Consider the following 20,837-nt stretch of genomic DNA (forward strand, 5'->3'; position numbering starts at 1 on the left):
GACGACCTCATCGTCACGACCCTTTGCACACTGACCGACTAAAGCACTGCTACCCATCCGACCTCATTAAAACCAATAATCGAGCCGGCCGATCAGATGCGGGGTGTAAAAGTTCGTCGAGCTGATCCGCTTATAGGTAAATCCGCTCTCCACACTGAGCGCCAACTGATCCTTCGGCCGGAATTCGTAGCCGACACCACTCGACGTCGCAAAGCCGAGCTTGGTCGACTTCACGGCACCGAAGGCTGCTTGACCAACGGCGAGTCCACCACCGGCCGAGAGATAGAAGTTGCCGACCGGATACCATTGCGCCTTCGCCAGCGCATCGTAGAAGCTGAAATTCGCCCCTGACTTCCGGGTGTAGAGATAGTTGTTGTCGAGATAGAGGAGCCACTGGTCGTTCACGCCATAGCCGAGCCGTGCCGCAGCGCCACCACCGAAACGATCCGTGGGCCCGATTTCACCACCACCAAGCACACCGGCACCGAGAAAAAACCCCTTATGTGGAGAGGTTTCGGCCGCCTGCGCACTTGACGCTACTCCGACCAGTAAGGCCGCAACCGCCACTGCGATGAGACCAATACGTTTCTTCATACGTGATACCCTCCTGTTGAATGGTTGCAGATGGAAGTAACAAGTGGCCCGCGTGTAACGGATTTTGCGTGGAGAGTCAAACAGAGACTCGCGTGTTCCCACCCTAGACAGTGCCGCGCAATTCTCGTACAACGGCCGCCATGTCAGACGCCCCCTTGCCGCTCCCCCCTGAGCCGTTGCCGACGGCAGAGTCGGAAATGGTCGCGCATCACACGGGTGATGACGCAGCAAGAGTCCGCGCTGGCGCGTGGTGGTCACGTTGGTATCTGCTCCCGTTCTTTCGCCGCATTGCCGTAGAAGGCCATGCGGTCGAAGCCTTGCGGGAGTTGGCCCACAACGGCACCTTGGTCTACCTCTCGACGGAACTCGGCACGATCGAGTGCCAATATTTCTCCTCCCTCTTCCACAACGAACGGCTTCCCCAACCACAGTGGATCAACGAATTGGCGCCGCTCAATCCACGATGGAGCGAACGCCTCCCTCCACTGCCAGCTCCGTGGCGTCGCCGTTTGGCCAATCTCCCCAAATGGCCGCACCGCGCCTCGGCTGACGACCCCGCGCAGGCCATTCGTAGCGGCCACGTGCAGTCGCTGCTTCGCGCCGGCCACTCCGCGCTGTTTCGGATTCGCACCACGGCCCTCTACGACGATCTGTTATGGGACGATCCGCAAGAAGATCCGCTGATCCCGCTCGTCGCCGCGCAACAGGAAACCACGACGCCGTTTTGGCTCGTCCCGTTGCACTTCCAATGGGACCGTCGCCCGGAACGGAGCGCCCCGAACCTGGTCGATCTCTTGTTGGGTGAAGGGCATCGGCCGGGGACATTGCGTCAGCTTTATACGATCGCCACGCAATGGTGGCGACGCCCGGTCGCGCTGCTCGGCACGCCGATCAACGTCCAAACCTTTCTCGATTCCCGCGTCGGAGCTTCCGCGCCGGCAGTGGCGCGGGATCTCCGCGCGCACCTGCTTGACCTGATGCGTGGAGAACGGAAAGGACTCACCGGCCCCCCACTCAAGCCGCGCCGCTGGATGTGCGATCAGGCGCTGCAAAGTGAAGAGGTCCAACGCACGCTCTATCCGTTGGCCGCCGAACGTGGGACCTTCGTGGAGGACCTGCAACTGCTGGCCAAGCGCTATGCGCGCGAAATCTCGGCCGACGTCAATTACACCGTGGTTGAAATCATGCGACGCCTGATTCGCTGGGTCCTGTCGCATATGTACGACTCGATCGATTTTTCTCCGGAAGACCTCGCCAGCGTGCGTAAGGCGCTGGAGGCGGGTCCCGTGATTCTCGCGCCGAATCATCGCAGCCACATCGATTACCTCCTCCTCTCCACGCTACTCTATGAAAATAATATCGCGCTCCCCTACGGGGCCGGCGGCATCAATCTCGCCTTCTGGCCGTTTGGCTGGATCGCGCGGCGCTGCGGGGCCTTTTTTTTGCGGCGCACCTTCGAAGGCAACCCGCTCTATCGCGCCGTCTTCGCCGCCTATTTGCGGCTGTTGGTCCGTGAGGGGCATTGTGTCGAATTTTTTATCGAAGGCGGACGATCCCGCACCGGCAAATCGCTCCCAGCGCGAATGGGGATCTTATCGATGCTGGTCGACACCATGCGCGAACAGGTCGTGCCGGAACTCCGCTTTATTCCGATCTCGATCACGTATGACCAAGTCATCGAACAACGGGCCTACCTGACCGAATTACATGGAACGCCGAAACGGAAAGAGAAAGGCTGGGATCTATTGCGGCTCGGCAAATATCTGCGCCGCCGTTACGGACGGATCTATCTCAAGTTTGGCGAGCCGGTCTCGTTCTGGGAGACCGTCGGCACCCCGATCACGGATGGGGTGACCAAACGCGCGGCGACCCAACAACTTGCGATCACTTTAATGCGGGCCATTCACCGTGGTCTGGTCGTCACCCCAGCCGCACTCACGGCCACGGCACTGCTACTCCACCCGGGCAGGGCCGTGGCCGAGACCGAAGTCCTCGACACGAGTGCCCGTCTGCTCGATTATCTCCGCTGGCGAGAAACCCCGACTTCGGAGCTATTAGCACACGATCCGGAGCGCGCTTGTCGCGGGGCCCTCGACCGGTTCACCGACGGTCATCTCATCCAACGCCACGCCGCATTCCCACCGACGTGTTACGCTGTGGAGTCGGGGAAGCGGTTGGAACTCGACTATAGCAAGAACACGAGCCTGCATGCCTTTGTCTCGATTGCCTGCCTGGCGGTCATCCTTCGCGCGGCATTCGCCCGCGGAGAAACCCACCCGACCATCGAGCGGATCGCCGCAGATTTTTCCCAATGCCAACAGCTGTTCCGTTACGAATTTACCTTTGCGACTCGACTCCCGTTACGCGAACACTTGGCGCGCAACGTGGCGTACCTCCAGGAGCGTGGGATCTTGGCCGATTGCCCGCACGATGAGACGGTGCAAGTCACCCTGCACACGCACCATCAACTCCGCCTCTTTGCGTTGCTGCTGCGCAATTATTTCGAGGCCTACAAGACCGCGCTGCTGACGTGTCATCAGATCCCCAGCGAGGGCATCGAGGAGCGGAGCTTAACCAAGTTGATGCTGAATTACGGACGTCATTTGCTACTGCTCGGCTCCATTCGTTGTCCGGAGGCGATTACGCACAGTAATTTTTCGAACGCGATCCGCACGCTCGCAGATTATGGGATATTGCAGCCTGTGGAGCCTGCGCCGAATCGTCGGGGTAAATGGTGGCGCTTCCAAGCGGATCTCGAGGCGGTCCACACTCTTCAACGAACACTTGAAGAATGGTGTTAAAGTAACCTTGAAGTCGAATCTCTTCTGCAATTGTCCACACTGACAGGCCACACACCATACCAATCCCGCTGCGGCGCATGACCGTCACTTGCTGGATTGAAATAGCTGAAATAGCGATGGAGTTGCTGACTATTGTTTGGGCACTTTTCTCAGAGCCCTGAACGAATACGTCGCGCCGTCACGGCAGACGCATCATCCACAACCTTATCCACAGATAGGCCCGTGGATAAACCGCGTGGTGTCACTTGCGAACGGCGCGGCGCACTGCTGACAGTGCGATGAGGTTCGAAACAGAGGAGGTCGCCTCGTACGACGACACCGGGATAGAGCATCGTACCGACCGATTTGGGGCGACGTGTTTGGTGCATGAAAATGGCCGTAGCGGAATCAGAATCATTCGGCAAGCGGGAATTGGGTGGCTGCGGAATGGTCACGCTTCAGAGACATCCTCGGCGTCGCTTTGTCCATCCTGCGATTGGTCGTGCTGCTGTCCCTGTCTCCCGCCCTCACCATCGTGCTCTCGCGGGGCAGCCCCAACTTGAGGGACGTCCGGGAGCTCCAACGGCAATGGGCGCGGTGAGGCAACCATACTCCGCGTCTGTCCCCAGAGACTGGCCAGGGAACTCCACACACTCTGTAACGGTGTCTCGACGATCGATTCGCGCACCGGTACGCGCGCCGTTTCGCCGCGCCCCGTGGACATGACCGTTGCCGGCACATCCGCCACGAATCCCTGTGCCGTTGGTTGCGCTGCGCCTCCCGCAGATCGCTCGGTGCGCTCGACAGCAACACCTCGCGCTTCCGTCTGCCCCCGCACGTCAGCGTGCACCTCTGTATCGGAGCCGCCTGTCGGGCCCCAGAATGAAGCAACGACGGTGGCCAGATCGTAGGTTCCGCCGGAAGGGGGTCGTGCATCATCCGCTGCCAATCGCGTCGATAACGACGCCAGCAGACGGCTGGGGATGGCATGATCGCGTGATTCGAGTGCGGCCGCAATCGGCTCGCGCCAACCGGGGCTGGTAATCTCATCGTCCTCGCTCAGGATGTCGACACCCTCCCGAGACCGCTCGATGGCACCAGCATCCAGCGTCCCATGCCCGCTGACGGCGTGCGACGACGCGCGGCCGTCCAACTGGGGAAACCGGTCGCTCCCTGTGTCATTCGTAGCAGGCACCGCCACCGATCCGCTACGCGACCGCGCCGCGTCCGTCTCATGTCGTGTGGGGACAGAGGCCTCACTCAACTCCCGAGCCAGTGCCGCCGGCACCAAGGGCCTCGCCCCAAGCGCCGCAATGACAGTCGGAACCACAATTTCAAAGCGCCGTTCCGTCACTAAGCTCACGCCCCCGACCACAAGTTGCAATTGACTGGACGGCGCCGTCGACGACGTCCGTTGTGGTTCAATGGCATGTGGGACCTTGGCCTCATTCCCGGGACGCACGACATACGTAGCAACGGCGGACTCGATCACGTGTCGGGTGACACCGTCGTATTCCGTCTCCGCAACGGTCACGAGCTGCTGCCGCCCCGCGGCATCCGTCTCGCGCCGCTCCACGACCCGCCGAAATACGCCTCGGGCCGGCTGCGCCTCCGTGGTGGGGGTATAAATGTAATGGATTTGCTCGGCGGTTGCGGTGACGGCCTGATACACCCCCTCGGCGACCTGCTCCACCATGATCGGTTCAGTCGACTCGGGATCGAACACCCCCACGACTACTTGTCGGCCGAATTCATCGGTAATGAGAATCAGTTCCGGCTTGAGGCCGGTTGGACCGGCGGACACTGCGGGGGTGGTGGAATTAATCGGGGCCATAAGGGACGAGACTCCTCACAGGGGTTATCGGATGCCACGTCGGCCCAAGTTGCGCACGCCGTTCCCTCGAAGCGGCGCTTCGTTTGGAACCGGCACATGTGCCCGCAAAGCGCTTGGTGGGACAGATCCCCGTTGCCCCTCCGGCGGAGTGAGACAGATCTCCGCTTCACAACGCACCACGCCGGAACACCGCGTATTGCCTGAACCTCCGAGCTGGCATAGCGGCCAGCATCAAGCCCTCACCCTCCGCCTAAGGCGGACTCCTCTCCCTTTGGGGAGAGGGCTGGGCGAGGGGTAGCTGAAGAAGTCAGGCCTATTCAGGCAACTTTTTCTGCGACGTGCCGATAAGGGGGTGGAGACGTGGTTACATGCGCCTGAGGCCCTACATTGCAGTTCTCGCACTGTCCCTGTTGGCCCTGGCCTGCGGCGGCAAAGACTATACGCCTATCTATTTCCCAACGGGTGCGGAGGGGGAAGGCACGGCCGCCCCTGCGATCGCCACACCAGATTCGACCGACACGACGGCGAAGAGTTGCAGCACGCAGTTCACGACCACGCTCTGTGTCACCATTATCGGCGAGCAATTGAGTGTCGGCGGTGCCGGCGAGGACCCGCTGTGCGCCGCAAATATCCCGCCGATCCCATTGGAGATCAGCGCGGGCACCGTCCGCATGCGGGGCGACCTCTTCCCGGACATTATTGTCGAGGGCCATGGGCTCCCGGTCCCGATCACCATTAATGGGCGCGGCTCCACGGATGGGCGGACCAATATTGGCGAGGGCGCCGTCGGCGCCGATGGCAATCTCAGCATCGAAGGCTTTGCCTTCTACGTGACCGCACTCGAACAAGTCGGCCAGATCCCCGATCTCAATCTCACCACCGGCGAGACACCGGCGTTTCCAAAAGTTGAGGCACTTCACGGCCAGCCGGCCACGGCCGATGGGTCGCTCACGTTGGTCGGCGCCACCCGACTCGGCTCGCTGTTTCCTAGCGCCGATGCGTATCTGAAAGGCGCGACCTTGACCGCGACGTTCAGCGGGAAGCTAGACCCGCCACTCAGTGCATGCGGCACCGCACCGAGTCGGCCCATCCATCTCGAGATCACGAAGTTAATCGTTGGTCCGGAGGGCGATGAGGCCGCAATCCCGATTCCGGACGGCAATCGTCTGGAAATTTCCGCAGGCACATTCATTCCAACCGACGTGCGTCAAGTCGGACCGCGCTTTGAGGCGGCCGCAAAGTTTCGACTCGTGAACCTGAGTGACACACCGCTCGCGATCAAAATCCCGCCGCGCATTGGCCCATTTTTCCTCAGCTCCGCTTCCCCGCTGAATCGCACGCTTCCCGTCAAGGGGACGATGACGTTGACGGTGATCTTTCGTCCCGATCCGAAGAAAGAACCAGGCCTCCAGACCGAGACGGTGCAGATCGGCGGCGATCCGTTCACCCTCACTGCCACGGCGCTCGCCACGGCCGGCCGTGTCGGGATCTCGATCGTCAACAGCGATGGCCAGTTGGAACGCGAGCGGGTCGATCAAGTCGTGGTCGGCGAACTGGCGGTCCCGGCCAGCCCGGAACGGGCCTATTTCGCCTGTCAGACCGTGTTATGCGGCGGCATCCCGCTCCCCACTCAATGCCAGGCCTGCACTAGCGATCCACAGCAGTGTCAATTGCTGACGATCGGGGAGCGCGGCGAGGCGTTGACCGAGGTTGACGCCGCGTGCCAACCGGTCCACCCGCATGCCCATGAACGACTCAGTGTCGATTTCAGCGGCACGCAAGCGGAGACCACGCCAGCCATTCGCATCCTCACATTACGCAACGACGGCCCCAATCCGTTGACCATCCGCTCACTGCGACTGCGCGAAGTGGGCGGCAGCGCGTCGAGTCGACAATTTTTGTTCCGCGCGGAGACGCTGTACGTCAGCGACGACTTCAACAAGATTCGCAACCTGGTCACGGCCACGGCGGGGAGTGCGCCCTCGACAACCGCCGTCACCAAATTTCCGTTGACCCTCCCCCCCTACGATCCGCCGCTGCTCCACACCCAAGCGTATTTTGTCATCGCGTACCATCCGAACGACTTGGCCGGCAGCGACGGCCGCGTGGCCGGCGTCGGCGCCGCAGTGACTGATCGCGCGGTTCTCGAACTTGAAGCGGAGGACGGCACGATCACGACGCTGCAACTGAGTGGATTGACGACCATCAAGGATGTCCCGCCGCTGCAAGTCTATTTCGCGACCGGCAATGGGCTGAAAGAACGGAGCGACGGGAGCACGTTTGCGTTTCAAGGAATCACCCGCGCGACCACGGACCTCGCGGTCCCGGTGTTGATCCGCGTCGGAGAGAGTGCGCCACGACCCGTCCGCGTCACCGGCGTCCGCGTGACCGGCGCCGACGCCGCGCACTTTGAATGGCTCGACTCGACCACGACGATCGCCGCCAAACCGGCGGGCGCACGCTGCACGTTGCCGTTGTTCGGACCCGACGGCGGCATCATCGGCATCAACGCCGATCCCCGCCCCGTGAGCCTGGCGCCGAGCGGTTACGATCTGACGCCCGGCGCAACGCCGCTGGAGACGATGCCGCTGTTCGGTTGTCTCAACTTTCACGTCGAGCTGAACTCGACGACAACGCCGCAACGCCAATTCCGCGGCGCGTTGACGATTCAAGCCGAGGCGTTAGGCCCGGATCGAAAACCGCTGCGCAATCCGGACGGCTCGATCAAACAATCGACGTTTACGATCCCATTGCTGGCGGTGATCGAACCGCGCCAAGGCCCGGCGGTGCTGCGCATCACACAGACGATGTCGACGTTGCTGAACCCGCAATTCCCGACCGTGGCTGCGGCCATTCCAATGAACGAACTCCAGGCCCGGATTGCCGAAGGCGAGGCCAGCCAGGAGGATCAATTCCTGATCCTCGGGGCGTTTTTGCTCGATCCGTTCGACCAACAAGACCTCAAGAGCGAAGAGGGCGCGATCGTCAGCACGCCTGGGGACGGCGTCACGGCCGTGTTCCGCCGCATCGATACCCATCCGACCAGCGACACCTACGACGATCCGGCGTTGCGCGATTACACGGCCTTTGCCCACGACGGGACGCGGCCAGCGGGATCGCGCGGCGTCTTCTGGGATTATCCGAATGTCCCGCCCGACTTCCGCGCCAATAGCCTGAAGATTTTTACCGAGACGCTCTCCAATCCAGGACCGTTGGCCCCGGAGGAGAAGAAACCGCATCAGCCGTCCCGCTGCGAAAGCGTGGATCCGTGCAGTCCTGAAGGACAACGCAAATATGGCACCGGCCCGACGGAGCCGGGCAAGAAAGGGGTCTGCGCGTTCTTCAACATCACCGCTGGGACATACCAAAGTCCCGCGTTTCACACCGCCGACGAGATGCCGGGCGGCACGTATCAAGACCTGTGCGCCACGAAGGGGCAAAAACAAGCACTGCTGGACATCCCCGGCTCCTACACCCTCGACGGCCAATTCGACTTTACGTTGGGGCTGCGCTTCTGGGGACCCAATTACTTTCACAATCCTGCGGGACCGCTCGGGCCGAAGCCGCCACTCGACCAGATCTTTCATTTGACCTTTACGACGCGACCGCTGCTTCCACCAACCGAAACGCCGGGCCTGAATGTGATCCCCGACCCGCGCGTGAACGCCGCGAAGCAGGAACACAAAATCAATCTGACCGATCCGAATCTCGAAACCCCGGCGATCTGCGCACGCAACACCAATAACGACTCCATCCAGGGGGAACGCTACAGCACGTGGCGATATATCGCCCCGCTGCTCTCCAAAGATCCCGAAGGATTGATTCCCGCCGGATGCCCGGAGACCGGCAATACGTTCACCGGCGGCTCTGCCTATCTGCATGGTCGGCCGCTCGATCATGAGACCGGGATTTTCACCGTCGTCGGCGTCTCCAAGTTCGGCACCAGCGAGGACCTGACCTTTGCGTTCAAAGACGTCGTCATCTTCATCGTGTTGAACGGATGGCTCTGTGATCCGGCGGGATCGCCCGACCAGTTAGAAGGCGAACACTGCTTCGATCTGCAACTCAACGAACGCGACGCCGCGTCGCAGATCTCGATCGTGACGGGGGCGCCCCATGGGTGATGAATCACGCGATACGCGGGTGTGGGGCAGCTTCAATCTGCAATGCGGCTACGGCTTTGGCCTCCCGGTGGCCACGTCCATTACCGAAGGCGGGACGCTGCATCGCGTGGAATGCCTGTTCCTCGATCGAAAATATAAGCAGACTTTCGGCTTCGGACTCGGCGGCGCATTCATCCATGGCGAGACCCAAGGCAAGTTGTTGCCGGTGGTGGGCGTGGACGGCACGTCGACCGACAACACGACCAACGGTGTACTTTTTTCCGTCGTCAAAATGGACCGCCACCGCTCGGACGGCAAATCGATCGTCAGTTGGTGGAGCGCGGACACGTACGGAGTCGGGATCGGCGGGCTGACGGCGACCACGCCGGGCCGTCGCCTCAACGATGGGACGACGGTGCCGGAGCGGAGCGAGGATTTTACGACGCTCGACTTCGTCGATACGCAGCGCGGGGGACTCGAGATCCGCTTGGGCAAAAACTTTGCACTGGCCCCGTTCGTTGGCCTCTCCAACGGGCTGCATCACGCCTTCATGAGCGACACGGAGGTCGAAGACTGGCCTTATGCAGTCCGCGACATCACACTGATGGTCGGAGCCGATCTCGTGATTGGCGGCGACAGCTTCGCGCCAGATAAGGCCAATACGGCGGGAGCCGAAGAGATCGCCTACGTACTGATCGGCCAATATCTGTTAGAGATCCCGAAAGCCTATTTGAATCAGCGCGACTTGATGGAACCGATCGCCCAAACCGCGGCATTGAATACAATGGCGAAAGGTCCCGGAGACGGCCCGATGGCGCCGTATACCGAAGACCTCTCGGTGATTTCGGTGGCGCTGCCGATCTTGAGCGCGATGGGCGCCAACCAGAAACTCGCCGCGCTCCACCGCTTTCCTGAAGCGTGGCGACCGTTCCCGATGGCGCTGGAGGGCGGGCGCGCGATCCTGTTCGGAGCGCTCGGCTGTTTCGACGACACCCCGGGGAAAGAAGGCTACTGCGCAGAAGGCTTGAATTCCGCAGGTCGAGTCGGATCGATGCTGCTGATCCATTTCGAGGCCCCGAAATATGCGTTGCCGATCTATCGATCCGCACTCGGCGCGGTATTGGCGGTCGCGGGGATGCTCACCAAGAAGCCGGCACTCGTGAGCAGCGGATTCAGCACCTTCACCGAATCGGCATGGGATCCGGTCCCGCACGAGGACCCCGACATCGATTCGGACCGACTCGTCGCCTCCACGACAGTGACCTATGCCCCATACGCCCATTTCGACGACGGCGATCGCACTGCCGGCCGCGCGGTGATCCGCAAACGGACCCAACTCGGGCACGGGATGGTCAAGGCGGAGACGGCCGTGGCCGTGGCGGCGCCGCAACTCCGCGTCGATAGCCTGCTGCGGCGCGCCGGTGTCGGCGACGAGGGTCTGCCCGATAACGACGCGCCCGGGACGATCCGTTCCGAGGTCGGAGTCGGCGTCGATGTTCCGCTCGGCGGCGGCGTCAATTTGCATCTCGGGGCCGGCGCTCATTTACTCGCGAAGGCACAAGGCACTGCGACCCACGCCGGTGGCGGCGTACAAGGCGATGTCGCGCTCGAGATCCGCCTTGGCAAAGACAGCAATTTGAACCTTTCACTCGGCTGCCAAGTCGTGAAGAGTTGGACCGACGACCACAACGAATTGGAAATCGCCCCGGCCATTGGGTTCAAATTTTCGCGGTGAGTCGCGTGAGCAAGGTGACGATGATAGCTTGTACGGCAGGGGATTTGACATCGCGGTAAAAATTATTTCCTAACGATGAATATTCCGTACTGGGCACGCAATGCCGATAGAGGACCGTGGGCAAATCCCATTGACCTTTTTTCCCCTGATAATTTTCATATCGCTTTGCCTGAAGATCGGCCGCCGATAACTGCAACGCATCGTTCAATGCGGCGATGAGATTCATTCGCTGCCTCTCGCCCTCATATTGCAATTCGGCATGTTCCAAATACCGTGCAACAGGGTTCTGCATCGCGTCCTTGCTGCCGGCCACGGCGGCCGTACCATGAGGGGCATCTCGTGTGACGGAGCAGACATACGCCGTGAGGCCCACGCCGATGACGAGCAGTGGAAGCATGGTCCGCTGACCAAGTCGAATGGCTTTGTGGAGCAACGAAAGCATAGCGTTCTACACCTCCGACGGATCGACGGTTGCGAGGCCAGCATCGGCGGCGGCATTCAACAATTTCCGATCGGACGCGGCGAAACGAGGCGCAATGCCACGCTCCACCAGCAATAACGCGGACGCCAAATGAATCGCATCGGCACCCCGCAGTGGATGGACGTGAAAGAGACTCGGCAGCTTACGGCACACGTCGTCGTTCAATGCGACGACGTGTATGCGCCGCCAATCCTCCTCGAAGGCCACTACCGCCCGTTGGAGCTGAACGCGCGAGATCTGGCCGCTCCGTTGGAGACGCGTGAGGGCTGAATACATCTCCGCATACGCGAGTGAGGCGGTCATCAATGGGAACTCACGCGCAAACCATCGGTCGATCTCCGCAGAACCCGCCTCCTGGACATAGCGTTTCACAAGGACACTGCTGTCGCAATAATGGGGCGTCACCAGGTCTCCCGTTCCTCGGCGATCAACTCCGCCGCGCCCGAACGAAGGCCACGAATCTTCGCATGCCGTCGCACCGCCCCCTGCTTGACTGGGCGTCGCAGCAACGCCTCGGCCTCCAATATGAGCAGTCGCTCTTCCAGCGAGGCGGCCTCGGCCCCGCCCTGTTCCCCGATGGGAACCAGCTTAGCTACTGGCTCGCCACGGTCCGTGACGAGAAACCGCCCTCCCGCCCGCACACGACGCAGATAGGCACTGAGGGAATTTTTTAAAACAGCTATATTGACCTCTTTCATATATGGCTATAATAGCTATGATCTGATTCGCTTGTCAACGATCTTCGCGCCGCTTGACTCCGACTCTCCGCCGTGCTCCTAGCCGATCATGTTCCTCCGCGCTGCGTGGGTGTTGCCAATCGATCAGCCGCCGATCCGCGATGGATGGGTGGAGATCGTCGCGGGACAGATCCGTTCGGTGGGGCCGACGGTGCCGCACGTGCGCACGGCTGACGTCGTGGAACTCCCCGCGCATCTGCTGCTCCCCGGTCTCGTGAATGCGCATACCCATCTCGACCTCGCCGGCGTCACGACACCCTGTTCCGCACACCAGGGATTTGTGCCGTGGTTGGACACGGTCGTGGCCTACCGCCGCGCGGCCTCGACGGCCGACCTGCAACACGGGCTGCGGCGCGCCGTGCGGGAACTGCTCGCGGGCGGCGTGACGTGTGTCGGCGACTATATCGGCGACGCGCGTTGGTTTTCACTTTTGGCGACCACACCATTCAAGGGCACCGCATGGTTGGAAGTGATCGGCTGCACGCCGGAACGGATAACTGAGCACCGTCAAGCAATGAACGCCGCGCTGCAACGGTGCGCCGCTTTTTCCGCGCAGTGGCCACACGGCTTCACGCCCCACGCCCCATACAGCGTCCATCGGGATGCACTGCACGCGTTGCTGGCAAAGCGTGCGTCGTCCGTCCCGCTCGCGATCCATTGCGCGGAATCTCCGGAGGAGTGGGAGTTTTTCACTACCGCTTCCGGACCGCTGTGGACGCGGATGACGCAGCTTGGCTGGCGCGGCACACCGGACGCGCATTCGCCGCTGCACTACCTCGACAGCGTCGGGCCATTGCCGCCACGCACTTGCCTCATTCATGGCAACTATCTCCATGCGGACGACATCGCGTTGTTGCAACAACGGCGCTGCACCGTAATTCATTGTCCGCCGAGCCACGCCCATTTCGGTTTCAGATGTTTCCCGCTGGAAGCGCTGATGGCCGCCAACATTCCAATCGCGCTCGGCACCGACAGCCACGCCAGCGCGTCGACGATCGGGATGTTGGCGGCGCTCCGGCAAGTGCAGCAGACCTACCCCGCTCTCGCGACGGCCCAGCTGGTCCGGATGGCGACACGCGGCGGGGCCGAGGCGCTCGGCTTAGAAAAGCGCTGCGGCAGTCTATCGCCCGGCATGGCCGCCGATCTGGCGGCCGTACGGCTGCTCGATCCGACGGCCGATCCGTATCAGAACGTCTTATTGAATGACACGGCGGATCGTGTATGGATCGACGGCGAGGAACAGCATGCCGCATCGGACACTCCGTGACTTTGTGACCACGCTCGAAACGCGAGGCGCCCTCGTGCGCATTCGCGAGCGCGTGGATCCACGGCTCGAGATCACCGCCATCGCCGACCGCGTAATGAAGTCGCCTGGCGGCGGACCGGCCTTGCTGTTCGAAAATGTCGTCGGCTCCCGCTTTCCGGTGTTGATCAATGCGCTCGGCTCCGCACAACGCATGGCGTGGGCCCTTGGGGGCGAGCGCCTCGAAGACATCGCGGCCGAGATCGACGCCCTCGTCAAGACCACGCCGCCGGCGTCGTGGATCGAGAAGTTGCAGATGCTGCCGAAGTTGGCGCGCTTCGGATCGTATCTCCCGAAATCGGTCCGCGCGGGCGCATGTCAGGATGTCGCGATCGATCCGCCCGACTTGACCCAACTCCCAGTGCTCACCTGTTGGCCGCTCGATGCGGGACCATTCATCACGTTCGGCAGCGTCATCACTCGCGACCCCGTCTCGGGATTGCGCAATGTCGGACTGTATCGGATGCAAGTGTATGACGCCCAAACCACTGGGATGCACTGGCAAATCCACAAGGTCGGGGCGCGGCATTATCAATATTACCAAGCGCGCGGCGAACGGATGCCGGTCGCGGTCTGCATCGGCGGCGATCCAATCCTGACCTGGTGCGCGTGTGCGCCGCTGCCCGACGGACTCGATGAATTCATGATCGCCGGGCTGCTGCGAAAACGTGCGGTGGAATTGGTCCCATGCCGCACCATTCCACTCGAAGTGCCCGCAGAGGCCGATTTTGTCATTGAGGGCTACGTCGACCCGCAGGAACCGTTACGCGTCGAAGGCCCGTTCGGCGATCACACCGGCTACTATTCGCCGGCCGAACCGTATCCGACCTTTCACGTCACCGCGCTGACCCATCGTCGCGATCCGATCTATTTCACCACGATCGTCGGCCGTCCGCCGATGGAAGACGGCTATATGGGCCAAGCGGTCGAACGATTGTCGCTCCCGCTGCTGCGCATGACCTTCCCGGAAATCGTCGACATCCATTTGCCGATCGCCGCATGCTTTCATAATTTAGTGATCGTCGCGCTGCGGAAACAATATCCGGGCCATGCGCAGAAAATTATGCACGCGTTGTGGGGCACCGGCCAATTGATGTTTTCGAAGACGATCATCGTCGTCGATCACGACGTGAACGTGCAAGATGTCGGCGAAGTGGTGTGGCGCGTCAGCAATAATATCGACCCCCGCCGCGATGTCGTGTTCGCCGACGGCCCAGTCGACGCGCTCGATCACTCGGCGCCGCAGCCGCTGATCGGCTCCAAGATGGGGATTGACGGGACACGCAAAAGTCGCGAAGAGGGGCATCCGCGGGAGTGGCCGCCCGATATTGTGATGGACGCGGCCACGAAGCAGCGCGTGGATGCGATCTGGGAACGATTGGGGATTCGCTAATGCCGGACCTGCAACAACTCTTTACCAACATCGCGCCGACCTACGACAAGCTGAACCGATGGCTCAGTTTCTCGCGAGATCGGCGCTGGCGCACCCACGCGATCGGCGCCATCACGCCGCGGCTCTCGTTCCGCGTCCTCGATCTCTGCGCCGGCACGCTCGACATGAGCGTCGCGATGCTGCGCCGTTTCCCTCAAGCCACGATCACGTGCGTCGATTTCTCAGCAAAGATGTTAGAACTCGGGATGCGTAAGGTTCCGCATGTGTTTCAGCGCCAAGTGGAAACACGCTGCGAAGACGCGATGCGCTTCGCCTTCCCCGATCATTCATTTGATGTCGTGCTCTGCGCGTTCGGGATGCGCAACCTCCCGGATCAAGTGCGCGCACTGCAACAGATCCGGCGCGTGCTGGAACCGAACGGCGAACTCGTCATCCTCGAATTCTTTCAGCCGACGACCACGGCCGCTCGATGGTTTGGTCGCACCTATGGCCGTTACATCATCCCGCTGTTGGGTGGCTTGCTCTCGAAGCAACGCCCGGCCTATGAGTATTTGCGCGACTCGACAGCCGCGTTTTATCCGCTCTCCGCGTACCGCGCACTGCTACGACAACATGGCTTTCACGTGCGCGTCGCGGAGGAGTTGTCGGGCGGCGTGGCCTCGCTAATCGTCGCGGAACCGAATGGGTGACTAGTGGCTGGTGACTGGGGAACGGACCACGAGTCACCCTTCCGAGGAGGCGACATGCACAGCACAACTTTCAAAACACAGCGTGCGAACGGAGAAAAAAAGATCGTCGTGTGCCTCAGTGGCGCGAGTGGGGCGATCTATGCAAAGCAGCTGCTGGATGTCTTAGTCCCATCGCCGCACCGTGTCGCCATTGTCGCCAGCGAGCACGCCAAACAAATTTGGGTCGATGAAGTCGGCGGCTGCCTCGAACAGTATGACTGCCCGCTCTACGCCGTGCATGACTTCACGGCGCCGTTCGCCAGCGGCTCTAATGTCTGGGACGCGTGCGTGATCGTCCCGTGCAGCATGGGAATGTTGGGACGGATTGCGCATGGCATGGCCGAAGACTTGATCGCTCGCTGCGGCGACGTCTTTTTAAAAGAACGGCGGCCATTGCTCCTGGTCCCGCGCGAAACGCCATTCACGTTGATTCACCTCGACAACATGCGCGCGCTAACACTGGCCGGCGCGACGATCCTTCCCGCGTCGCCGTCGTTCTATGGCCGCCCGCGCAGCATTGAAGAGGCCGTAGACACAGTCGTCGCGCGGATCGTGGACCATCTCGGCATCGCATACCAACCACGGACGAAGCGGTGGGGGGCCGAGAGGTAAGGCAAAATGCAAAGTGCAAAATACAAAGTGCAAAATGCCGGAGGGGGTCGAAGTACGGCGCGCCTGCGCGACACCTTAGAGCTGATCAAGTTTTCGCACACCATCTTTGCGTTGCCGTTCGCGCTCGGTGCGATGTGGGTCGCTGCGCACGGCTGGCCGGGATGGCGCACCGGCGCATTGATCATCGCCGCGATGATCACGGCCCGCGCTACGGCGATGGCCGTCAATCGACTCGCCGATCGGCATTTCGACGCGCGCAATCCCCGCACGCGCGACCGCCCGCTACCGGCGGGACGGCTCTCTCCACGCTACGTGATCACTTTCACCGTCATCATGCTCCTCGGCTTTCTACTCTGCACCGCGGCGCTGAATCGACTCGCACTGCAACTCGCCCCAGTCGCACTCTTGGTGTTGTGCGGCTATTCATTCATGAAGCGGGTCACCCCCTGGTCCCATCTGGTCCTCGGGGCGTCCCTCGGACTGGCCGCCCCGGCGGCAGAAGTCGCGGTCCGCGCCGCGATCAGCGCCCCGTTTGTGCTGCTTGGGTTAGCGATCTGTGGTTGGGTCGCCGGGTTCGACATCATTTATGCCACACTCGATGTCGACTTCGATCGCGCCCACGGCCTCCACTCCGTCCCGGCTCGATTCGGCGTCGCCACCGCCCTCTGGATCGCGCGCGGCCTGCATATCGCCGCAGCCGTCGGTTTTTTCGCATTCGGCCGGCTGGCTCAACTCGGCACGCCGTATTTCATCGCCACCACGCTCATGGCGCTGGCGTTACTCATCGAACAATCGCTCGTGCGCGCCCATGATCTCTCCCGCGTCAACACCACGTTCTTCACTGCGAACGGATGGGTCAGCATGCTGTTTTTTTGCGGCACGCTAGGGGGCACCCGGTGACGGCGTTTCTAGGACCACCCAATCGGCGGCATTATTGTCCGTATCCGCGCCATCCGCGCGGCGGCTGATGCTTTGGCCGGCGGGGGCGTCGGGACCTGGAAGCCCTTCGTACAACAACAATGCATCGACATCGCGCAACGGGAGCGGATTCCCGTAGCCGATCGCATCCAGCAGTGTGCCATCCGGTGCCAGCAGTTGCACGGCATCGGGCCCGTTTTGTGCGTCGAAATTATCCACTAAATCGGCGCTCGGCAGATGCGTGACGTGCGGATCGCCAGTCACCCCGTCCGCGATGACAAACAGACCGTCGGCCGGCATGGTGAGCCCTGCCGGGATCTGGATGCTCTCCGTCGGCTTGCCGCCATCGCCGTTAATAAACCGCACGACATAGCCGCCCAGGTCCGCGCCCGGTGTCCCGCGAAGTTCCACAAAACAATCCCCATTCGTGTCGCTCCCGGGGATATCGTAGAGGATCTCATTCAAGACCAGCACTGTGGGTTGCTCCGCCGTCCCGGGTCCACTGCCCGTTGTCCCCGGAGCTGAGACGGCAGCGACAGGATCGTCGGCGGTGCCGACTGTACCGAAGGCATCGGCTGCCGTCGGTGCGGCAGGCGACAGCGCGGTGTCCGGCGGAATCAACGGGTCCGGCGCCGATTCTACACCGTACCGCAACACCAACGCACCGGCGCCGCCACCCGGGACGGACGCAAACGGAAGTCCGGTGATAGAACGAATCGCGTCTGTCACCACGAGCGCAACGGTCGCCGTGTGGAGCGGCACCGTTGGGGCAACCGTGACGGCCTGCATATCGGCACTCAACTGAATTTCCGTGGGGAGAGGCGCGTAGTCACCGGCCGCTAACTTTTCCACGATCGCCGCCGTCGACTCCGCCGGGTCCACATCGGGCACGACGACCAGCGATTCACTACCGACACTCGCCGGATGGAGTGGCTGCGAAAACGTCAACTCAAAACGTGGCGTGGCTGGCAACGAGATCTCTTCCAGCGGTTGCACTGCAACCAAGATCGGCTGCTGGCTCGCCAACGCCGGGGGCGGCTGCGGCAGCCCCGCTCCGCATCCCATCAAGTGACCGCTCAACAACAGCAGACCACTTACCATCCACTGGATATTCATCGCTGCTCCCCGATCTGCGCCGCAAACCAGCCACCGGTCAGCGCATCGAGTTCGGCGGCAAACAAATCGACGTGCGCGGAGGCGGATCGGGTCGCAGCGGCCGGCAGTGCACCACCAGCGCCCGCAACGATCAATGCCCGGCATTGTCGATACAGAAAATACAGACGATTCACTTCTTGTAACAACGCGCGCGCTTCGCGCCGCCGTTCGCGCGCCTCGCGGCTGATCAACAATGCATCGCCGTTAAACACCAACTCCGGCAGCGACCAGAGGGCGCGCACATCGAGCTGCCAATTGCGATCGCCTTGTTGGGTAAAATTACTCGATCGGGGCCCGACGACCACGCCCCCGCCACTCACCGAGACCTCGTCACTGAGACGCAGATCAACGGTGTCATTCAGATTGCGGCGCACCCCGAGTTGCAACCGCGGGAGTGCGGCCGCCCGCCGCGCGCGACGCGCCCACTCCAGCGGTTCATCGAGTCGTAAGCCGGCATGGCGCAATGCGGCCGCGTGGACCGCTCCAATTGGCGGAAGACCCTGCTGCACCGCCAACCAAACACGCGCGGGGATCCGCTCCAACAACGATGGCGGAATAGTGACAGCCCCACGCGCCGCAGCCCACGCTGCACTCGGGAATATCGACAACTGGCAGAACAGCATCAACGCAGCGAACCACTTCATGACCGACTATCATTGCAAGTCACATTCCAAGCTGCCAACCTCGACGTTCCACCACTTTTTCCAAATAAAGTGTCTGACGGCGTTCGATTTTCGAGCAGGGGTGTTCGACTTTCGAACGGCGCATGGCGATCGCGTCGCTGGCCGCACGACGCGAGACGTCTGCGACGCATGTGGCACTCATTCTGCATCGCACATCGTCTATGCGTCGTCTGATCCTCAGCAGCTGCTTTTTTCTCGCGACCTGCGGACCTGCCATGGACGTGCTGCCTGAGGCCGAGGCCGCGACCGCGCCACTGCGCGGATTTTGCGGCACGCCCGACCGGCCGAACCCCGAACCGATGCTCAAGATTACCGCCCTCCCCGTCGGCCAAGGCGACGCGACCCTCATTGAAACCCCGGACGGCTCAACCATCTTGATCGATGGCGGTCCCCCCGGATCCGCCGCCACCGCGCTTCGCCCCGCGCTCCAACAGCTGGGACGCGAAACACCCACGATGAGCCTGGCCACACACTTCGACTTGGACCATATCGGCGGGCTCACGGAACTGCTGCTCGGACCCGACGCCGTACCCGACACGCCCGACGACCTCGACCCGCCACGCGGCTGCTGGGACCGCGGCGGTCCACCACCCGACCCGCTCCCGTTACTCCGCAGCTACCTCCAGACGCGACCGCATTGCGCCCGCACTGCCAGCGCCGGCGACACGGTCCGCTTCGGCGCCGTACACATCACCGTCCTCGCCGCCAACGGCCACTTCGCCGATGGCACCGTCGTGTCACTCCATCCGGACGATGAAAACGCCCACAGCCTGGCCCTGCTCGTCACCTACCGCGACTTTCGCTATTTGACACTCGGCGACCTCCCCGGCGGCGGCGGCGTCCCACCCTATCAAACCATCGACTTGGAATCGCACCTTAGTACGTTGGCCGGAGACATCGATGTACTGCACGTCAGCCATCACGGCAGCCGCACCGCCACCAGCGCCGCGCTGCTCGCCGCAACGCATCCCGAATACGCGATCATTTCCGTCGGCGCCTCCAACGACTTTGGCCACCCCCACCGCGAGGTGCTCGACCGCCTCGCCACGGCGGGCGTCGACACCCGCACGACCATCAACGGACCGGTCGTGATTCGCACCGACGGGCGATACCACTTCTTTTTCGGCAGTGAATTGCCAGCATTCGACACGACGCAAAATGCTGTTTCCCCGCGTCCGATTTTGTGTCAAAGCGCGGCGGATCCAACAGGGTAAGTTTGAACCGCCATGGACGAGCAAAAAAATCCGACAGCCCGCACGCTGCACAGCGGCCAGTACTTGCGGCTCTGTCGCGAAGGGCATTGGGAATATGTCGAACGCCACACCTGCCGCGGCGCCGTGATGATCCTCCCGCTCACCGCAGCGAACGAAGTGATACTGGTCGAGCAATATCGCGTCCCGCTCCACGCATCGGTGATCGAATGGCCGGCCGGCTTAGTCGGCGATCTGGAATCACATCGGCAGGAAGCTTCCGCTGTTTGCGCGCAACGCGAACTGCTGGAAGAAACCGGATATCACGCGGCACGACTGGAGCCGGTCTTCCAAGGCCCGGTCTCCGCCGGATTGTCCTCCGAACAGATCGAAATATTTGTTGCGCTCGACTTGACCCAAATCCATGCCGGCGGTGGAGAACCGGGCGAAGGGATCACAGTCCATCGCGTCCCGCTCGCCACAATCGATAACTGGCTTGCGACACAAGCCGCCACCGGCAAACTCATCGACGTCAAACTCGCTGCGGGATTGTATTGGCTAGGACATGTTTGCAATATTGATTAAGGAGTG

Annotated in this window: 18 protein-coding genes; 10 read left to right on the forward strand and 8 right to left on the reverse strand. The window is 62.0% G+C overall.

All coding sequences use genetic code 11. The annotated features are described in order from the left end of the window. Positions 1-66 precede the first annotated feature (66 nt). Positions 67-594 (reverse strand): hypothetical protein, encoded by a 528-nt coding sequence (locus HY696_03670; GenBank protein MBI4237503.1) that lies wholly within the window; start codon positions 592-594, stop codon positions 67-69. A gap of 140 nt (positions 595-734) precedes the next feature. Between HY696_03670 and HY696_03675 the strand changes: the two genes are divergently transcribed. Continuing rightward, entirely contained in the window at positions 735-3,395 is a 2,661-nt protein-coding gene (locus tag HY696_03675; protein ID MBI4237504.1) for a 1-acyl-sn-glycerol-3-phosphate acyltransferase, read from the forward strand. Positions 3,396-3,544: 149 nt separating this feature from the next. Here the strand turns inward: HY696_03675 and HY696_03680 are convergent, their stop codons facing one another. Further along, complete coding sequence (locus HY696_03680) at positions 3,545-3,763, reverse strand: hypothetical protein (protein MBI4237505.1); 219 nt, start codon at positions 3,761-3,763, stop codon at positions 3,545-3,547. 62 nt (positions 3,764-3,825) lie between these two features. Next, positions 3,826-5,208, reverse strand: a complete 1,383-nt coding sequence (locus HY696_03685; protein ID MBI4237506.1) for a hypothetical protein — start codon at positions 5,206-5,208, stop codon at positions 3,826-3,828. A 368-nt stretch (positions 5,209-5,576) separates the two neighbouring features. Between HY696_03685 and HY696_03690 the strand changes: the two genes are divergently transcribed. Beyond that, complete coding sequence (locus HY696_03690; protein MBI4237507.1) at positions 5,577-9,332, forward strand: hypothetical protein; 3,756 nt, start codon at positions 5,577-5,579, stop codon at positions 9,330-9,332. Further along, positions 9,325-11,046 (forward strand): hypothetical protein, encoded by a 1,722-nt coding sequence (locus tag HY696_03695; GenBank protein MBI4237508.1) that lies wholly within the window; start codon positions 9,325-9,327, stop codon positions 11,044-11,046. Before HY696_03690 ends, HY696_03695 begins: the two co-directional genes overlap by 8 nt. Here the strand turns inward: HY696_03695 and HY696_03700 are convergent. The 3 genes from HY696_03700 to HY696_03710 are packed head-to-tail and all read right to left on the reverse strand — an operon-like array spanning position 11,030 to position 12,225. After that, positions 11,030-11,488 carry a hypothetical protein gene (locus tag HY696_03700; GenBank protein MBI4237509.1) on the reverse strand — a complete coding sequence of 153 codons (459 nt, stop codon included), beginning with the start codon at positions 11,486-11,488 and terminating at the stop codon, positions 11,030-11,032. The genes HY696_03695 and HY696_03700 overlap by 17 nt on opposite strands. 6 nt (positions 11,489-11,494) lie before the next feature. After that, the gene (locus HY696_03705; GenBank protein ID MBI4237510.1) at positions 11,495-11,899 is read right to left on the reverse strand and encodes a type II toxin-antitoxin system VapC family toxin; all 405 of its coding nucleotides are present in this window, start codon (positions 11,897-11,899) and stop codon (positions 11,495-11,497) included. Between the two features lie 29 nt (positions 11,900-11,928). Then, positions 11,929-12,225 carry a type II toxin-antitoxin system prevent-host-death family antitoxin gene (locus HY696_03710; protein ID MBI4237511.1) on the reverse strand — a complete coding sequence of 99 codons (297 nt, stop codon included), beginning with the start codon at positions 12,223-12,225 and terminating at the stop codon, positions 11,929-11,931. A gap of 88 nt (positions 12,226-12,313) precedes the next feature. Between HY696_03710 and HY696_03715 the strand changes: the two genes are divergently transcribed. Genes HY696_03715 through HY696_03735 form a run of 5 tightly spaced genes read left to right on the forward strand, consistent with a single transcriptional unit; the run spans position 12,314 to position 17,200 of the window. Continuing rightward, positions 12,314-13,531, forward strand: coding sequence for an amidohydrolase family protein (locus tag HY696_03715; protein MBI4237512.1), 1,218 nt, complete (start codon positions 12,314-12,316; stop codon positions 13,529-13,531). Further along, positions 13,509-14,960, forward strand: a complete 1,452-nt coding sequence (locus HY696_03720; protein MBI4237513.1) for a menaquinone biosynthesis decarboxylase — start codon at positions 13,509-13,511, stop codon at positions 14,958-14,960. Before HY696_03715 ends, HY696_03720 begins: the two co-directional genes overlap by 23 nt. Further along, positions 14,960-15,649 carry a ubiquinone/menaquinone biosynthesis methyltransferase gene (locus HY696_03725; GenBank protein ID MBI4237514.1) on the forward strand — a complete coding sequence of 230 codons (690 nt, stop codon included), beginning with the start codon at positions 14,960-14,962 and terminating at the stop codon, positions 15,647-15,649. Before HY696_03720 ends, HY696_03725 begins: the two co-directional genes overlap by 1 nt. Positions 15,650-15,703: 54 nt before the next feature. After that, positions 15,704-16,300 carry a UbiX family flavin prenyltransferase gene (locus tag HY696_03730; protein MBI4237515.1) on the forward strand — a complete coding sequence of 199 codons (597 nt, stop codon included), beginning with the start codon at positions 15,704-15,706 and terminating at the stop codon, positions 16,298-16,300. Between the two features lie 6 nt (positions 16,301-16,306). Next, positions 16,307-17,200 (forward strand): 4-hydroxybenzoate octaprenyltransferase, encoded by an 894-nt coding sequence (locus tag HY696_03735; protein MBI4237516.1) that lies wholly within the window; start codon positions 16,307-16,309, stop codon positions 17,198-17,200. On the opposite strand, the gene HY696_03740 is transcribed toward HY696_03735, so the two are convergent. After that, positions 17,183-18,334: a hypothetical protein gene (locus HY696_03740; GenBank protein MBI4237517.1), complete on the reverse strand. Its 1,152-nt coding sequence runs from the start codon at positions 18,332-18,334 to the stop codon at positions 17,183-17,185. The genes HY696_03735 and HY696_03740 overlap by 18 nt on opposite strands. Continuing rightward, positions 18,331-19,017 carry a hypothetical protein gene (locus HY696_03745; protein MBI4237518.1) on the reverse strand — a complete coding sequence of 229 codons (687 nt, stop codon included), beginning with the start codon at positions 19,015-19,017 and terminating at the stop codon, positions 18,331-18,333. Before HY696_03745 ends, HY696_03740 begins: the two co-directional genes overlap by 4 nt. 122 nt (positions 19,018-19,139) lie before the next feature. Between HY696_03745 and HY696_03750 the strand changes: the two genes are divergently transcribed. Both HY696_03750 and HY696_03755 read left to right on the forward strand, forming a co-directional pair. Continuing rightward, positions 19,140-20,270, forward strand: coding sequence for an MBL fold metallo-hydrolase (locus HY696_03750; protein MBI4237519.1), 1,131 nt, complete (start codon positions 19,140-19,142; stop codon positions 20,268-20,270). A 12-nt stretch (positions 20,271-20,282) separates the two neighbouring features. Next, positions 20,283-20,831, forward strand: a complete 549-nt coding sequence (locus tag HY696_03755) for an NUDIX hydrolase (protein ID MBI4237520.1) — start codon at positions 20,283-20,285, stop codon at positions 20,829-20,831. Positions 20,832-20,837 lie beyond the last annotated feature (6 nt).

This window comes from Deltaproteobacteria bacterium (assembly GCA_016210045.1).
GTDB lineage: Bacteria > UBA10199 > UBA10199.

Coding starts and splice junctions, on each gene's coding strand:
- HY696_03670 (MBI4237503.1), bottom strand. CDS start 594: ATGAAGAAACGTATTGGTCTCATCGCAGTGGCGGTTGCGGCCTTACTG.
- HY696_03675 (MBI4237504.1), top strand. CDS start 735: ATGTCAGACGCCCCCTTGCCGCTCCCCCCTGAGCCGTTGCCGACGGCA.
- HY696_03680 (MBI4237505.1), bottom strand. CDS start 3,763: ATGCACCAAACACGTCGCCCCAAATCGGTCGGTACGATGCTCTATCCC.
- HY696_03685 (MBI4237506.1), bottom strand. CDS start 5,208: ATGGCCCCGATTAATTCCACCACCCCCGCAGTGTCCGCCGGTCCAACC.
- HY696_03690 (MBI4237507.1), top strand. CDS start 5,577: ATGCGCCTGAGGCCCTACATTGCAGTTCTCGCACTGTCCCTGTTGGCC.
- HY696_03695 (MBI4237508.1), top strand. CDS start 9,325: ATGGGTGATGAATCACGCGATACGCGGGTGTGGGGCAGCTTCAATCTG.
- HY696_03700 (MBI4237509.1), bottom strand. CDS start 11,488: ATGCTTTCGTTGCTCCACAAAGCCATTCGACTTGGTCAGCGGACCATG.
- HY696_03710 (MBI4237511.1), bottom strand. CDS start 12,225: ATGAAAGAGGTCAATATAGCTGTTTTAAAAAATTCCCTCAGTGCCTAT.
- HY696_03715 (MBI4237512.1), top strand. CDS start 12,314: ATGTTCCTCCGCGCTGCGTGGGTGTTGCCAATCGATCAGCCGCCGATC.
- HY696_03720 (MBI4237513.1), top strand. CDS start 13,509: ATGCCGCATCGGACACTCCGTGACTTTGTGACCACGCTCGAAACGCGA.
- HY696_03725 (MBI4237514.1), top strand. CDS start 14,960: ATGCCGGACCTGCAACAACTCTTTACCAACATCGCGCCGACCTACGAC.
- HY696_03730 (MBI4237515.1), top strand. CDS start 15,704: ATGCACAGCACAACTTTCAAAACACAGCGTGCGAACGGAGAAAAAAAG.
- HY696_03735 (MBI4237516.1), top strand. CDS start 16,307: ATGCAAAGTGCAAAATACAAAGTGCAAAATGCCGGAGGGGGTCGAAGT.
- HY696_03740 (MBI4237517.1), bottom strand. CDS start 18,334: ATGAATATCCAGTGGATGGTAAGTGGTCTGCTGTTGTTGAGCGGTCAC.
- HY696_03745 (MBI4237518.1), bottom strand. CDS start 19,017: ATGAAGTGGTTCGCTGCGTTGATGCTGTTCTGCCAGTTGTCGATATTC.
- HY696_03750 (MBI4237519.1), top strand. CDS start 19,140: ATGGCGATCGCGTCGCTGGCCGCACGACGCGAGACGTCTGCGACGCAT.
- HY696_03755 (MBI4237520.1), top strand. CDS start 20,283: ATGGACGAGCAAAAAAATCCGACAGCCCGCACGCTGCACAGCGGCCAG.